Raw genomic sequence first — 13,273 nt, 5'->3', positions numbered from 1 at the left:
TGCTCCCACAGACGGAGACGGCACAGCACCCTTACGCCGTCAAACACAATAGCACGATCCATAAAATCGTATCGCCGTATATACATAAATACGATTTTACAGAAATGCGGTCGCAGCAGTTGATTGAGCAGCCGTTTTCACCATGCGCCGCCAAGCCGGCAGGATTGGTGAGGTACGATTTTGATAGTTCCGGCTGCCAGACCAACCCTCCTCCAGGCCGGTGTCGCGCGGATCGGACACGCCGCGTTACCCCTCAGCTGGCCGGGTCAGCGGTCGCTGTGCGACCGCACCATCATCCTCCACGCGCTTTGCGCGGGACAAAGCCTTTCAGGAAGGCTGTAGCGGGCGTTTCGGGCGTCTTGCCAGTCTCTATCGGTTGAGCAGTCTAAAACCTCTCCAGGAGTTGCTGAGGTCGTTCTGCCACCCGCACTCCCGGCAGCCCTTCTTGGCCGCCGTTAGGCGGACCCTTTTTGAAGTGAGCCGCTGTAGGCGGCTTCCGCTTTGGGTGGGGGAGCGGGTTTTTGGCGAAGCCAAAAAGGGGCGGGGGTTCCTTCTGCGAGGTCTCTGTCGAAGGTGCTCTGTATGATTCGTGAATTGGCTGCCTCGGAACCATTAAGAGCACAAGTTTTGAGTTCTCCACTGGTGTTGCGTTTTAGATAGTTTTCTAGGTTTTAAATAGTTTTAGGGGTTTTCAGCTCGCCCTGCTGACAAAAAATGCGCGGATTTATCAACGGCTTGTCGGTTAACGCGATTGGTGATGTACGGCCCCGGAATTGGTGATGTACGGGATGTCATTGGTGATGTACGGGATGTCATTGGCGAAGTACGGTTTTGGATTGGTGATGTACGACGCTGGCAAAACTTATCCACAGGGCCGGCAAGGCTTTCGGGTTCGAAATGGCCCAGTTGGCGATGTACGGTTTTGACAAAAACGGCTGACAAAAACGGCTTTAGGCCAGGGGCAGCTCGGGCGTGCCGGCGCCGCTGCCCAAAGGAACATCAGCCGCGTCAGGCTTCCGCTCACGCATGACGAGAACCTCCTCGCGTTTGCCCGGGACCAGTTCGAGGTCGTAGTCGGGGAACGGGAACATGCGTGTGCTGCTGACGAACTGGCGTACCTGGAACGCGAACTGCGGCAGGCCTTGGGTGGACCCACTGCGCTTGTGTAGCTCCTTGAGACCATACCGGGCGATGCCGCTCTTGCCGGCTGCCCGTCGGGCCAGGCGGTAGATGAACCGCCCGATGCCTTGGGTGATCAGGAAGTACTCTGGGTTGAGGGTCAGGATCTGCGGGTTGCCCTTCTCGCGCACCACGCCGTTGTAGACCCAGTCCGGGATGCCGATCTCGACTTGGTCGATATTGCCGGTGGTGGTCTTGCTGATCACCTTGAACGTCTGGATCAGCGGCATCGCCACCACCTCGCGGCGGTTGCCGCTGGTCAGGTTAACGATCTTGATCCGGGTGCCCTGCAGGCGGTCCAGCGCGGCCTCCAGGTCCTTGTACTGCTTGCCGCCGGAGCTGCGCCGGCAGAACTTCAGGATGTGCGACGAGCTGGGACGGTAGACCCGCGCCGGGATATCGGTCCGAAGCCCTTTCTCCTGCTCAAGACGGTAGCGCCGAGCTTCCTCGGCCAGGCTGGTGACCATGTGCAGGAAGATGTCGTAGTCGAACACGGTGGCGAGGCCGGCCGAGGCGCTGCCGTCGATCGTGATGATGCAGTCCTTGAGCTCGTAACGGATCTCCCCTCCCCGCTTGGCTTTGCCAAGGGAGAACGGCGCCACGTCCATCAGATTGACGTCGTCCTTCAGCGGCGCGTCGTAGATGCTCGGCACGAAGAAAGAGAGCTGCGAGTCGCCCTCAGGGGCATCACGCAGCACAGGGGCCGGCAGCGCGGACACCAAGGCCCCGACGATGTCGGGCTGGCGCTCGTTGAGTTTGACCGCGTCGCCGAGGGCCTTGAGGGCGATGTCGAGGGCGCCGGTTGGCTCTGGTCCGACCTTGAGATCGGCCAGGCTGCGCCGGCTGTAGAAGCGCCGGAGGCGGCTTAGGGCATCCTTGCTGAGCGGCAGCGGCTCGCGACCGGTCTTGGCGCAGAACGTGTCCGCCAGCTCCTGCAGGTAGGCGTTTTTCTCGTGCAGCCCGAGAGCCCCGAACGCGTCGAGGGGCATCAGGTCGAGGCGAACGGGATCACTCACACCAGGATTTCCGGAAAGTCGTAAAGTCGGATTTCTTCATCAGCGGGTTTACGATGCCGGAAACTCGCGCTCGAGTAGGTCGCGCATCATGTCGGCCATCTTCTGGCCGCGGGCGGCGCACTGCATCTTCACACGACGGTGCAGGCTTTCCGGCACGTCAATGGTGAAGCGGGACATCCTCTCCTTCGGCTCCGGAGCAGACGCGGCTTCAACGGCCTTAAGGGCAGTCACGGAGCCCCCTTCCCTATCCGTAGCAGCGGGCTCGGCACCACGGTTGGCGATCCAGGCGTCAGCCGCCGGCGCCAGCTTGGACGCGGGCACCTTGAACGAGACCTGCTTGGCTCCCTTGCTCATGCGGCTTTCCTTTCTTTCTTGGTCTTGGGTTTGGCTTTCATATCGACGAACTGCGCGGCCAGCTGGCTGATTTCCTGCGCGGCATCGCTCTTGGGGTCAGTCTCGATCACGGTGAGGCCCTGACTGGCGCTTTCTGCGAAGCCAACGCGCTGACAGACCTCCACCGGCAAGATCGGAAACTCGAGATGCGACAGGGCGTTATGCACATCACGCCCGATCGCCGTATTTACGATTTTGCGATTTATTACAAAGACAGGTTTGATGTTTTCCTTGAATTGCTGGGCTTCCTTAACCAGCTGCACCGTGTCGGCTGAGGCCCACACGTCGTAGGGCGACGGCTGCACCGGCATCAGCACCACATCGCTGGCCAGGATCGCTGCACGGCCGAGATCGTTAACACGGGGCGCGCCGTCGATGATCACCACATCGTAGTCGGCGGCGATCTCCGGCAGGTCGCGGTGCAGGGTTGGCTTGGCCATGCTGATCACTGGAAACAGCGGCTCGGCCTCACGCACCGACGACCAGGCCATCGAGCTGCCCTGCGGATCGGCGTCGACCAGCAGTACGCGGTAGCCGGCCTTGGCGATGACCGCCGCCAGGTTGGTGGCGAGGGTCGTTTTGCCGACCCCGCCTTTCTGGTTGAGCACCCCGATGATCATGCGCCGCCTTTCTGGATTTGCGTGTCGTCGGATTTACGATTTTCCGAAAACCCGGTTCTGTGGGTTCACGATTCCACACAATCACGACTCCGCCAACGGATCGTTAACGCTGTGTAGAACAACTGTGGCCAGCGGGACACATTTCCGGAAAGGCGCAGAGTCGTAAAATCGCATTACTTCCACCCGATACGGCGACGCCGCCCTCGAGGCGGCGCACCGAAGCGGCGATCACCATCGCGGCACACCGCCAAGGCAGAGTCCCACTGGGTTGCTGGCGACCGTATCCGTGGGGCCTGGTTCCGCAGCAGCATCGCCTGGGGATGAGCCGGGGCCACCTGTCTCTGCCTGGTTATAGGGATCCGTTCCAGACGGATCTGACAGGAGGCGAGATCGGATCGTCGTAAAACCGGATTTCTGGTTTTGCATTCTAATCAGCGGTGATTGTGTGCGCTCAGACGGGCGCGAACATCGATCCCGCCGTCGTGGCCGTAACCCGCTGACCTGAGATGCCCTGTAGCGCGAGTTCCGGGATCACTCGGTCAACTACCTGATTGTAGGCCTCGATCAGCGCGCGGTACTGGTCGAGAGAGCCCTCGATGATCTGCCGCCAGACCGCGGGACGGTACCGCGCCAGGATGCTCAGCTCATAGAGCATCATTAGATTGAGTGAGAACATATCATCTATGTGCCCCAGTAGTGGCTTGACCCAAGACGTCCCACACATGGCCGACTTGTAGTGCTTGATTGAGCTCCACCACAGCTGGTCGGCCGGATGCGCGAGCTTACCCTCCCAAGCTGTCGAGCCGGCAAAGGTCCGGAGTTGGTAATCGGTCAGGGGAGGGCCGTTTTCCTCTATAAACCTCTGATCAAGATGCTTTACCTCTGTCAAGCTGACCCAAGTGTGCTCGCGCCCTTGACGAACCTCGCCGAACAGGTTTGCGATGCCCTCTAATTTTTCGGGGTCCTCCTGGTAGTTGAAGGAGGCGTAGGCAACACCAAAAGAAAGTGCCGGCCTGTCGGTGACATACTCGAATGTCCCCTTCAGCTCGGGGATCCGCGCCAGAATGTCGATAATGGAGATGAGGCGGCTGGCGCGATCAGGATCCAACCCAGTTACCTCTCGCACCGGGGCTCCGGCGATTTTGACGGCAGCAAGATCGGCGCGGCTCAGTCCCTGCGCCTTGAGGAATTCAGGGAAGAAGCCGCTTTCACGAACGTAGACAAACTCGTTGTCCGGAAAGGCTTGGCGGTCGTCAGCGATGTTACCCAGGCCATGCCCGGACTTGGTGACGCTCTCCAGCTTCTCCAGGTCATAGTCGTTGCTCGGGTTAGCCACCAGGATCGCACTGGCGAGCCACATGCACCCGTAATAGTTGGCGACAACACGCGACGTGATGGCGCTCTGCCCACCGCGCAGATACTCACGGGCGTTCCGCAGGCAGTAGGCAAGGGAAGCCGCCTTACGTTGGATCTTGGCATCATTCGGCGCATCTCTGAGCCCTTCAGCCTTGGTCCGCAGAAGCTTGGCGGCGAGTGCTTGGCTCTCCCAAAGGGACAGCTGCGTCCAGATCCCTTCAATCGGCAGATCTGCGACGATGAGTGTCCCACGCTCGGATGCGCTCCCGGCAGCGCTGTCGGTTACTGGCACTTCAGGTTCTCCATCCGTCTCATCCCGTCGTATTTGCGACTTTCCAGAATCCTGGAATTCAGGTCGGCAGGTATGGGATCACCGCCGGCTCGACACGGAGATCGCCAGCCGCATCCGGCACCAGGACCGGCACGGCTGGATAAAGGCCGCCCCAGGTCGATGTCTGCGCGATCCAGGCCGCGGCGGTCGGTGAGAGCCAGCCGGTCAGAGTGGTGAGATTGCCGTAGCGCTGGGCGAGGGGCTGCGCGAGGATCGGCTCGTAGTGGGCGACCCGGTTGCGCAGGTGCCGGAGGTCGCGCAGCTGGCCGGCGATCAGACCGCGCTGGATCCCCTTGGCCTGGAAAATCGGTCGGAGGTGCTGCCACAGGTGGGTGGCGTCGTGACCGAACAGGGAACTCCAGAACCCAAAGGTCAGCTCGGCGACCATCTGCCCATGGTTGGCCGGCTTGCGCTCACGCAGCAGCGTGGCGCGCGCCTTGTTGACGCTCTCCTGCTGATAGCGGCCGGGGAGAGCGGCCGGATCATCGAGCCAGTTCGGTCCATAGACCGCGGTCAACTGGGTATCGGCCCGGTTGCGCAGCGCCACCTCCAGCATGTGCAACGGCCCATAGAGCGCCGCCGAGAGCTGGACGTTGAAGGTGTAGAGCCGGAGCGCCAGGGGGTCGTCACCGTTGGCCCAATGGCGGTAGGTAGCGAAGCGATCGGTGGAGAGAACGTCAGCGAAGGTCGGCACGCACAGCGGATTTCACTTGAATTTTTCGGTCGGTTGCCCCATAACTTAACACGTATCCCCCGGTCGGTCCCTGCCTAGCATACCGCCGGGGCAAGCTTTTTCTGGACCGTTTTCCGTCAGGCCGCCTGGAGCACCCGCTCGGCGGCCTTTTTGCTGGACCAGCTATCATAGCGGCAATTTTGGTTGGCAATGATCCGCCCCCACTGAAGTGGTCCGCCCTGAGGTATGGCTTTCGAGCCAGATGAGGACGGACAGATGGGAACGAAGCGGCATAAGCCGGAGGACGTAGTCGCCAAGCTGCGGCAGGTGGATGTTCTGGTCTCGCAGGGCCAGAGCGTGGCGGAGGCGATCCGGGCCATCGGCGTGACGGAAGTGACCTACTACCGCTGGCGCAAGGAGTACGGCGGCCTGAAGAGCGATCAGGTTCGGCGGATGAAGGACTTGGAGGTTGAGAACCAGCGGCTGCGCAAGGCGATTGCGGATCTCACCCTCGACAAGCTGATCCTGCAGGAGGCCGCTCGGGGAAACTGACCAGCCCCGCGCGCCGACGCGCCTGCATCGCGCATGTTATGAACGTCCTAGACGTCTCCGAGCGCCGCGCCTGTCGGGCGCTCGGGCAGCATCGCTCGACGCAGCGCAAGGTGCCGCGGGGAAGAGAGGATGAGGCCGCGCTGACAGCCGACCTCGTGGAACTGGCTCGCCAGTACGGGCGCTACGGCTACCGGAAGATCGGTGCATTGCTGAAGGCGGCGGGCTGGTTCGTCAACGACAAGCGGGTCGAACGGATCTGGCGGCGCCAGGGGCTGAAGGTCCCGTCTCGGCAGCCCAAGCGCGGCCGCATCTGGGACGGGGATGGTTCCTGCCTGCGATTGCGGGCGGAGCGTCGCGATCACGTCTGGTCCTACGACTTTGTCGAAGCCCGCACGCACGAGGGCCGCAAGTTCCGGATGCTGAACGTGGTCGATGAGTTCACGCGGGAGTGCTTGGCGATCCGCGTCGCACGCAAGCTCAAGGCGGCGGAGGTGATCGACGTGCTGTCCGACCTGTTCATCCTGCGCGGCGTGCCCGGCCATATCCGCTCGGACAACGGTCCGGAGTTCATCGCCAAGTCGGTGCAGGCCTGGATCACCGGTGTCGGCGCCAGAACAGCCTACATCGCACCCGGATCACCGTGGGAGAACGGTTACGTCGAGAGCTTCAACGCACGACTACGGGACGAGCTTTTGAACGGTGAGATCTTCTACACGCTCAAGGAGGCGCAGATCGTGATCGAGAGTTGGCGTCGACACTACAACAGCGTGCGTCCGCACGCCTCGCTCGGCTACCGACCACCGGCCCCGGAGGTGTTCGTGCCGGCCTTCACCGCTTGGCCGGCTGCGCTCACCCGGTCGGCTCCGCCGGCCAAGCGACCCGTGGAGCAAAGGCCGACCCTGCACTAACTTAGAACTTGGACCACCGCGTGGGGGCCGATCAGCAAGAAGATCCTAAAACGCCTACTCAAATTCATGTTTGATCGGTTAATATATCGTAAAATCAGTGCAGTCCAATGGTATCCTTTGCAGCAAGGCTGGCGTCGCAGAGAAGCCTGTAACAACCCACTGCGCACCACAAGCTACCATCACTCAGAGCGATAGGCGCTTCTCTACTTGAAGACACCAGGCTGATTCTTCCAATTATCCCAACTTATGAGCCGGTCATCCGGGAATTTTGCTAGAACGCGCTTCTCTCCAGAAGCTTTAGCTCTTGCATTACTGTCCCAAGCAAATCCACCTGCAGCCTTCAAAACAGACACGAAATTGAAAATTGTTAGCTGCGGAACCTTTGCATCCTCCATGGCTGCTGCCAGGACCTTATCTGCCTCTTCTCGGGACCTAGATTGATCCCAATAGAGATAGTCATGGACGATCGCGGCATAGGCATAGCGCCCTGTCTTAGGATACACTGACCAGAGTCCCGAGGGGACCGAAGCGAGGTCCGTCACAAATCCCTTAGGCACTGTAACGGTCGCAAAGTCCTGCCCCTGATTTGGCATCCAGAGCAGGGGGCCCTCAAGATAGAAATAATCCCAATCCACAAAAGGGGTAACTTGTGGAACCGCTCCAAACCGCATCTTGGTAGATGGCTCAAATTTTCCGCCGTTTTTCGTGATGTTTTCGAGAGACTCCCTCATGAATTCCTTTTTTGTCACGCTGATTTCCTGCGCTGCAGACTTATTGAGAAAACCCAGATAAAATGTCGATCCGGCTAACGTATGGACGACCTGACGGCGTGTCGGAAATATACTCATATTACCCTCCCGAGCATTTCGTTCTGCTCATCCCGCAGTTTATATTTTGGAATCCGACTACTGCGACATTTGACGGAATGACTGTGCAAGAGACGATATGTCGTCCTCCAAATTCTTGGTTCTCTGCGCTGCTATCGTAGAGCGGGCATAATTGGCCCTTCCTTCTGTCAAAACGCCGTTCTTGATTGGTCGCAAGCGAACGGTTTCCTGGTTAAAGGACAAAGGGCCACCATATTCAGGCGCCAGCTGAGGCGCAGATCTTGCATCCAGACGATCAAGCTTGGCAATGTCTGGGGACGTCGATGCAACAATAATGACTTTGTGAATATCTGAACGATAGTCGTCCGCTTTCAACCCGGCAGTGACCTGACCGGCTGGCTTTGGACCGGGCTGATTGAGAGAGATTAGCCAGGACCGAAGGAGTCGGACATGCGGCGAGGACAGAAGACGAGCGCGGAGCAGGTCGTTTTGAAGCTGCGCCAGATCGAGGTGCAGACAGCTCAGGGCAAGAGTTTGGCGTTGGCGTGCAAGGAGGCGGAGATCTCCGAGCAGAGCTATTACCGCTGGCGCAAGGAGTTCGGCGGCCTGCAGGTCGATCAAGCCAGGAAGATGAAGGACCTAGAGCGCGAGAACGCTCGCTTGCGGCGGCTTGTGGCTGACCTATCCCTGGAAAAGCAGGTGCTGGCGGACGTCGCCTCGGGAAACTTGTAGCCCCCGAGCGACGCCGGCAGGCGGTCGACGGCATTCGGGAGAAGTACGGCCTCTCGGAACGTCACGCTTGCCGGATCGTCGGTCAGCACCGCGGCACGCAACGCTACGTGCCGACCGTGCTGGCCGACGAGGATGATCTGACCCGCGCCGTCATTGCCCTGGCGTCCGAGTACGGACGCTATGGCTACCGCCGCGTCACCGCGCTGCTGCAGGCAGATGGCTGGCAGGTGGGCAAGGATCGGGTTCAGCGCATCTGGCGTCGCGAGGGGCTGAAGGTCCCGAGCCGACATAGACCCCGCAGCCGCCTCTGGCTGAACGACGGCTCGTGCGTGCGACTACGGCCGCTTCGCCGCAATCACGTCTGGAGCTTCGACTTCGTACAGGCCCAGACGCACGATGGGCGAAGCCTGCGCATCCTGACGCTGATCGATGAGCACAGCCGGGCATGCCTCGCGCTGAAGGTGGCGCGGCGCATCAACAGCCTCGGTGTGATCGAGGCGCTGGCCGACGCCATGTGCCTGCATGGCATCCCAGAGCACATCCGCTGCGACAATGGCCCTGAGATGATCTCGAAAGCACTGCGCAAATGGGTCGCCAAAGCTGGCTCGCAAATCCAGTACATCGCGCCGGGCTCGCCGTGGGAGAACGGGTACTGTGAGAGCTTCAACGGCAAGCTGCGGGACGAGTGCCTGCGCCAAGAAATCTTTTACTCGCTCAAGGAAGCCCAGGCCGTGATCGCCCTCTGGCAGAACACCTACAACCGCGTCCGGCCGCACTCGTCCCTGGGCTACCGGCCACCTGCGCCCGTCAGCTTCCCCCACCTGGCCTTCCGGCTACCCATGGCAGCCGCCATGCAGTAGCCTCTCACTCGGCTCGGTCCAAAATATCGGTCAGGTCACACTCTTCTCTCAGGAAGATGTGTTGGCCGATCCTTGATCGCAGCCAATATGGTATATCGGCGGAACGCCGCGCACAGTCTGTGCGGATGATCGCTAGTGTGGGGCGCTGCAGAAGCTGGGCGGAGACGGTTTTAGGCTTAATGCTTTCACGCCGGTCAAAATCTGGAAGTTGGCTTGGTGTGCAAGACTGTTGTGTGGCGGCACCAAGCGCCGGCAGCAGGACGACATCGCCGAGGCGCAGGCGCACTGGGCGGAGTACAAACGACGGAAAAAGGAGGAGGGGTGATGGCCCTGACCCGCAGCTTCAAGGACACCGTGAAGGCGCGCGCCGAGCTGACCCAGCGTTCCGGGATGCCCTGCTGACCGAGGCGGTCGACCAGTTTCTGGCGGGCGACCTCGAGACCGGCAAGGCGGTCCTGCGCGACTACATCAACGCGACGATCAGCTTCGAGCGCCTGGCCGAGGAGTCTGGGTCCTCATCCAAGAGCCTGATGCGCATGCTCAGCCCTACCGACAATCCGACTGCCAGCAACCTGTTCAGCGTGCTGAGCACGGTGCAGAAGGCCGCCGGTGTGCACTTGGCGGTGGCGGCAGGCCGTTAACCTCTAATCCTGATCCGAATAAAAATTCTACTCGCCGCCAGCCGCCTCAAGAAAAATCTTGCTTGTTGCGTGGGTCACGGGCGGCTAAACGGCTGGTCCCAAGACGAAAAAAGGCCGCCCCGGTGAGGGAGCGGCCCGAAGTCTAGGGAGGAAACGCCCAAGAAGGGCTGCAGGACCGCGACGCCATCGCGATCTCGCATAATGCAAAATTAGATGGTGCGCCGCACAATGCAAGCGCGTTCAAGAGCGTTTGCCGATGCATTTACGGCATAGCTTGCAGCGCAGGTGCGCTGGCACACCATAACCCGCGTTACGCGCCGGCCTGCACCTGATCCCTGTCGCTCTCCAGCTGTTGCAGCAGCTCTGCTAGGCGTGGATCAAGCACCTCATCCAGCACCGGATCGTAGATGGCCTGCAGCTGCAGACCAAGCCGCAGGCATGTGCAGGCATCCAGGGTGGGGCCGGGATCGGGCACAGGAGCCGCGGCCGGCGGCGTGTTCGAGTTAGCACTCATGCCAGGCATGGGCTGAGCAGCCGGTAGGGTGGATAAGGCACAGGCCGTCCTGTCCGTCACCCCAATGCCCCGGACGCATTCCGATTGGCCGACGGCATACGCAGGCATTCCGTCTGCAGATCAAGCAGATAGGAGGTCAGGCGGTTACGGACGCCTGGATCAGCGCACGAGACCGTAAGCGGCACCGGCAGTGCCTCGCGCGGTATGCTCTCGATGACCGCTTCGGCGTAGCCGGCGGCGCTACGCTCCGAATTGACAGCGAGATGTCGGGTGCCGGTGCGTAGCTCGATCGTGATGGTAATGACGGCCACAACACACCCCGCGCCTTCGGCATCTTCACATAAACCGCTGTGGTGGCCTGAGGTTGCTGGCGAGATCCTACCCATAAGGGGATCCGGCCGTCAGTCTGACCGCATGTACCGGAAGGGGTAGGGGCCCAGGAACAGATCTCCCAAGGCCTTCCTGTGCCGGTAGGTAAACCAGCGCTGTCGCAGGTGCTCGGTGCGGTCGTGCAGGATGTGGCAGCGCTGGCAGAGCGCTTTGAGGTTCTTCGGATCGTTGTTGCCGGGGTCGTGGTCGAGGTGGGCGCACGCGAGATAGACGCGGGTGGTTTCGATCACCGTGCCTGCCGGCAGGCACTCCAGCGGCGCCAGCTTGAGCGGACGCCCCTTGCCGCTGCGCCAGGTTTGCCCGGCGGCGTCCCACCAGCGCCCGTCACCCAGATGAAAGACCAACTGCCCGTGCGGGCGACCGCAGCCCTCGCAGCAGCCCTTAGCGCGCCCGAAGCGGATCACGTCGGACAGCTGCGCCCAGTCGATCGGATAGAAGAAGCGGTTCTCTGGGCGGATCGGCATGATCGGTCCTAACCCTTGGCCGCCTGGCTGCGCGCACGTGCCTGCGGGAAGTAGAGGTAGAAGGTCTTGCGGCTGACACCGAGGCGCTTGGCGATCTCGGCGACCGGAATGGTGCCGGCGGCGAGCATCGCGCGGCCCGCCTCCAGATCAGCGTCGGTGATCTTGCGCGGTCGGCCGCCCTTGCGGCCCCGCGCCACCGCGGCCTTGAGCCCGGCCAGGGTGCGCTCCCGGTTTAGGTCGAGGAAGTACTCGGCGATCGTGCCGAGGAAGTTGAACATCATCCGCCCGGTGGCGGTCTCGGTGTCCACCTGCTCGGTCAAGGAGCGCAGCTTGACCCCGCGCTCCTGCAGCATGTGGGCGGTGCCGAGCATTTCGCGGAGGGAGCGACCGAGGCGGTCGATCTTCCAGACTACCAGCTGGTCCTCGGCGCGCAGGAAGTCGAGGGCGGCTTCGAGAGCCGGGCGCTTGGTGCCGGCGCGCCCACTCTCCTTCTCCTCGAAAATCCGCGTGCAGCCAGCGGCCTTCAGAGCATCGCGCTGCAGGTCCAGGTTCTGGTCCTCGGTGGAGACGCGCGCGTAGCCGATCAGCATGTCACGATATTCGCACAGCTACGTTTTCGCGACAATAGAAAAGGTTACATATTTAGGTGACATAAACGGCCACGTTTAAGGTGGCCAGGAAGGGGTTCCGGCTGATTGTCACCTAAACGGCCGTTTTCTGCACATCGGCCTATGAGCGTTTTACATTTCACATTAGTGCGACTCTGCGTTCAGCCAAACAATTGTAAAATGATTTGTAAAATCACAATTACATTCCCAACAAAGGTACAGCTACGATCGCAGAATGCTAGCTCCAAAGTTGCATGGGGCTTTCCCTAAGGCAGATGTAATTCATTCTAAAAAATTGCACTATTCACGCTCGACGGCTTGTCGAGCAGCGACATGGCCGCCGTTCAACCTGCGGAGCGAGACTTGGAGGCGCGCCTGAGATGCCTTGATTTCGTTCAGAGCACGGTGCGTGTAATGGATATGCATCTCCGCAGCGTTGCCAGCTTCCTCTACGTTGCCGGCCATGACTCCCTCGTAAATCGCCCGATGTTGCGCCCGCAGCTGATCGCGCGTCTCGGGGCGAGCGAACAACGTCTCGCGGTTCTCGATCACGCCCTGACGCAGCATGCCCGAGAGCGCCCGCATCGTATGCAGCACGACGAGGTTGTGGCTCGCCTCGTAGACCGCGACGTGAAGGTCGACATCTGCCTCCGCCTCCTCACGCTGCACTCCACTTTCGTGAGCGCGATCAATGCGTTCCATGCAGGCGGTCAGTCGCTTGCGGTCGACCGCGTTGGCGCGCTCGGCCGCAAGCCGGGCGGCCATCCGCTCAGTCGTCGCTCGAAACTCAAGGTAGTCGTCCACGACCTCCGCGTGGGAGGCGATCAGAGCAATCAGCGGATCGGTGATTTCTCGCCCGATCGGTGCCACGGAGCGGCCCGCCGGGGTTGCAATGATCAGCCCCTCCTCCTCGAGGATCTTGATGCCTTGGCGGAGGGTCGGACGCGATACGTTGAGCTGCAGCGCCAAGTCTCGCTCGGGCAGGAGTTGATCACCGGGGCTAAGGGCGCCTTCGGCAATCAGCTCCTTCAGGTGGCGAGCCGTGTTTTCGGCAACGCTGGTCCCCTTGATCGTGTCCTGCTCCATCGCCTCCACCTACTGACCTGGTTCCGCGCAACGTCGGCGACCTGAGCTTAGCGCGGATAATCGCGATTTCCAATTGACGAGGTTGGGCAAATCATTTTACCAGGCCTCTGCCTCCGGTTCATA

Annotated in this window: 13 protein-coding genes and 2 pseudogenes; 4 read left to right on the top strand and 11 right to left on the bottom strand. The window is 61.0% G+C overall.

Translation table 11 applies throughout. The features are described from left to right. Positions 1 to 950: 950 nt before the first annotated feature. The 5 genes from MPPM_RS27215 to MPPM_RS27195 form a co-directional block, all read right to left on the bottom strand. Positions 951 to 2,195, bottom strand: a complete 1,245-nt coding sequence (locus tag MPPM_RS27215) for a replication initiator protein A (RefSeq protein WP_096488082.1) — start codon at positions 2,193 to 2,195, stop codon at positions 951 to 953. Between the two features lie 48 nt (positions 2,196 to 2,243). Continuing rightward, on the bottom strand, positions 2,244 to 2,549 hold the full coding sequence (locus tag MPPM_RS27210) for a hypothetical protein (RefSeq protein ID WP_096488081.1): 306 nt from the start codon (positions 2,547 to 2,549) through the stop codon (positions 2,244 to 2,246). Next, on the bottom strand, positions 2,546 to 3,208 hold the full coding sequence (parA, locus tag MPPM_RS27205; protein WP_096488080.1) for a ParA family partition ATPase: 663 nt from the start codon (positions 3,206 to 3,208) through the stop codon (positions 2,546 to 2,548). Before parA ends, MPPM_RS27210 begins: the two co-directional genes overlap by 4 nt. A 451-nt stretch (positions 3,209 to 3,659) precedes the next feature. Then, positions 3,660 to 4,856 (bottom strand): YaaC family protein, encoded by a 1,197-nt coding sequence (locus MPPM_RS27200; protein ID WP_096488079.1) that lies wholly within the window; start codon positions 4,854 to 4,856, stop codon positions 3,660 to 3,662. 58 nt (positions 4,857 to 4,914) lie between these two features. Continuing rightward, the gene (locus MPPM_RS27195; protein WP_096488078.1) at positions 4,915 to 5,589 is read right to left on the bottom strand and encodes an Abi family protein; all 675 of its coding nucleotides are present in this window, start codon (positions 5,587 to 5,589) and stop codon (positions 4,915 to 4,917) included. A 255-nt stretch (positions 5,590 to 5,844) separates the two neighbouring features. Between MPPM_RS27195 and MPPM_RS27190 the strand changes: the two genes are divergently transcribed. Continuing rightward, positions 5,845 to 7,028, top strand: a protein-coding gene (locus MPPM_RS27190) for an IS3-like element ISMex5 family transposase (protein WP_096488077.1) whose coding sequence is annotated in 2 segments (ribosomal slippage) — positions 5,845 to 6,109 and positions 6,109 to 7,028 — 1,185 coding nt in all. Because the reading frame shifts where the segments join, the coding sequence is not laid out codon by codon here. Between the two features lie 203 nt (positions 7,029 to 7,231). Here the strand turns inward: MPPM_RS27190 and MPPM_RS29315 are convergent. Then, positions 7,232 to 7,876, bottom strand: coding sequence for a DUF1353 domain-containing protein (locus MPPM_RS29315; protein WP_348529784.1), 645 nt, complete (start codon positions 7,874 to 7,876; stop codon positions 7,232 to 7,234). A gap of 429 nt (positions 7,877 to 8,305) precedes the next feature. Between MPPM_RS29315 and MPPM_RS27180 the strand changes: the two genes are divergently transcribed. The 3 genes and pseudogenes from MPPM_RS27180 to MPPM_RS27170 all read left to right on the top strand — a co-directional run bounded on the left by MPPM_RS27180 (position 8,306) and on the right by MPPM_RS27170 (position 10,088). After that, a protein-coding gene (locus tag MPPM_RS27180) for an IS3 family transposase (protein ID WP_085985057.1) occupies positions 8,306 to 9,447 on the top strand; the annotation gives its coding sequence in 2 pieces (ribosomal slippage) (positions 8,306 to 8,573 and positions 8,573 to 9,447; 1,143 coding nt in all). Between the two features lie 226 nt (positions 9,448 to 9,673). Continuing rightward, positions 9,674 to 9,772 (top strand): annotated as a pseudogene (locus MPPM_RS29140) (type II toxin-antitoxin system RelE/ParE family toxin); the annotation flags it as partial. After that, positions 9,772 to 10,088: pseudogene (locus MPPM_RS27170) on the top strand (helix-turn-helix domain-containing transcriptional regulator). The pseudogenes MPPM_RS29140 and MPPM_RS27170, both read left to right, overlap by 1 nt. Before the next feature lie 310 nt (positions 10,089 to 10,398). Here the strand turns inward: MPPM_RS27170 and MPPM_RS28340 are convergent. From MPPM_RS28340 to MPPM_RS27150, 5 genes are all read right to left on the bottom strand, one after another. Beyond that, entirely contained in the window at positions 10,399 to 10,611 is a 213-nt protein-coding gene (locus tag MPPM_RS28340) for a hypothetical protein (protein WP_157914321.1), read from the bottom strand. A 47-nt stretch (positions 10,612 to 10,658) separates the two neighbouring features. After that, positions 10,659 to 10,988, bottom strand: coding sequence for a hypothetical protein (locus MPPM_RS27165; protein ID WP_244573603.1), 330 nt, complete (start codon positions 10,986 to 10,988; stop codon positions 10,659 to 10,661). Between the two features lie 15 nt (positions 10,989 to 11,003). Beyond that, positions 11,004 to 11,456, bottom strand: a complete 453-nt coding sequence (locus MPPM_RS27160) for a hypothetical protein (protein ID WP_096488074.1) — start codon at positions 11,454 to 11,456, stop codon at positions 11,004 to 11,006. Between the two features lie 8 nt (positions 11,457 to 11,464). Further along, positions 11,465 to 12,046: a recombinase family protein gene (locus tag MPPM_RS27155; protein WP_096488073.1), complete on the bottom strand. Its 582-nt coding sequence runs from the start codon at positions 12,044 to 12,046 to the stop codon at positions 11,465 to 11,467. A gap of 318 nt (positions 12,047 to 12,364) precedes the next feature. Beyond that, positions 12,365 to 13,150: an FCD domain-containing protein gene (locus MPPM_RS27150; RefSeq protein WP_096488072.1), complete on the bottom strand. Its 786-nt coding sequence runs from the start codon at positions 13,148 to 13,150 to the stop codon at positions 12,365 to 12,367. Positions 13,151 to 13,273 lie beyond the last annotated feature (123 nt).

Source organism: Methylorubrum populi, from assembly GCF_002355515.1.
In the GTDB taxonomy this organism is placed as follows: domain Bacteria; phylum Pseudomonadota; class Alphaproteobacteria; order Rhizobiales; family Beijerinckiaceae; genus Methylobacterium; species Methylobacterium populi_A.
The sequence above is the reverse complement of the archived record's forward strand: the minus strand, read 5'-3'. Positions and strand labels throughout refer to the sequence as shown.

Bases quoted from the DNA above. Each gene is read 5' to 3' on its own strand.
- MPPM_RS27150 (WP_096488072.1), bottom strand. From the start codon at position 13,150: ATGGAGCAGGACACGATCAAGGGGACCAGCGTTGCCGAAAACACGGCT.
- MPPM_RS27210 (WP_096488081.1), bottom strand. From the start codon at position 2,549: ATGAGCAAGGGAGCCAAGCAGGTCTCGTTCAAGGTGCCCGCGTCCAAG.
- MPPM_RS27155 (WP_096488073.1), bottom strand. From the start codon at position 12,046: ATGCTGATCGGCTACGCGCGCGTCTCCACCGAGGACCAGAACCTGGAC.
- parA (WP_096488080.1), bottom strand. From the start codon at position 3,208: ATGATCATCGGGGTGCTCAACCAGAAAGGCGGGGTCGGCAAAACGACC.
- MPPM_RS27160 (WP_096488074.1), bottom strand. From the start codon at position 11,456: ATGCCGATCCGCCCAGAGAACCGCTTCTTCTATCCGATCGACTGGGCG.
- MPPM_RS29315 (WP_348529784.1), bottom strand. From the start codon at position 7,876: ATGAGTATATTTCCGACACGCCGTCAGGTCGTCCATACGTTAGCCGGA.
- MPPM_RS28340 (WP_157914321.1), bottom strand. From the start codon at position 10,611: ATGCCTGGCATGAGTGCTAACTCGAACACGCCGCCGGCCGCGGCTCCT.
- MPPM_RS27165 (WP_244573603.1), bottom strand. From the start codon at position 10,988: ATGGGTAGGATCTCGCCAGCAACCTCAGGCCACCACAGCGGTTTATGT.